The 457-nt window shown below is 61.3% G+C and carries 1 protein-coding gene; it reads right to left on the reverse strand.

Features of this window, described 5'->3' with window-relative positions; genetic code table 11:
* Nucleotides 1–46: 46 nt before the first annotated feature.
* The coding region (locus AACY08_RS29580; RefSeq protein WP_339472632.1) for a UvrB/UvrC motif-containing protein at nt 47–457 on the reverse strand (411 nt) is incomplete at its 5' end.

The raw sequence follows: 457 nt of genomic DNA on the forward strand, positions 1-457 counted from the left end.
GAAGCTTAAGTACTATACTCCGAAGCATATGGCAAATGTATTTTGATCACCGCCCCCGCCGCGAACTCCCCGCCATTCCGGCGCGCATCTTCTGGCTCTTCCCGTAGCGCGTCTTGCGTGTGCCCGGCTTGCCCTCGTTCGAGCGGCCCATTACCGGCGCTTTCTGCTGGTCGACCGGCAGGCCCAGTTCTTCCTGCTCCAGCTGCCGGATCTCGTCGCGCAGGCGACCGGCGGTTTCGAACTCCAGGTCCGCAGCGGCCGCGCGCATCTTCTTTTCGAGGTCCTCGATATAGGCACGCAGATTATGGCCGACCATGTGCGGCCGATCCTCATCGATTTCGACAGTGACCTGATCGCGCTGTGACACGTCCTGGATGATGTCGCCGATATTGCGCTTGATCGTCGTCGGCGTGATGCCGTTCGCCTCGTTATAGGCGCGTTGCTTTTCGCGGCGGCG

The sequence above is a fragment of the Pseudomonas sp. EL_65y_Pfl1_R83 genome (genome assembly GCF_963970695.1).
Classification (GTDB): domain Bacteria; phylum Pseudomonadota; class Gammaproteobacteria; order Pseudomonadales; family Pseudomonadaceae; genus Aquipseudomonas; species Aquipseudomonas tritici.